The organism is Areca yellow leaf disease phytoplasma (assembly GCF_041920595.1).
In genome coordinates, this window is sequence record NZ_CP169277.1 from 31,780 (window position 1) to 32,123 (window position 344).

The following is a 344-nucleotide window of genomic DNA, read 5'->3' on the forward strand; positions in this document are numbered from 1 at the left end:
GTACTTCGTTCAGTTACACGTATTGCTAGCTTAGATTGGTTTCTTATCAATAAATTGCCCATTTACATCAGAACAAAAAAAATGTTTTGTTAACTCAAATTTTGGCTTTTTTAAAGGAGGATTGTTGTTATAGCAAATAGTATGTTGCAATATTTACCAGAGCAATACTTTCATTTATAAAATCAGGAGCAACTAAGTTATTGTTTTTAATTTGGTTTCAGTTATCATGGATTTATAAATAATATTGCCTGGTAATATTGCAACATACTATTTAGCCATAACAACAATCTCTTTAAAAACCCTTGGTTAATAAACATTGATGTAAACAAATTGTCAACTGTCTA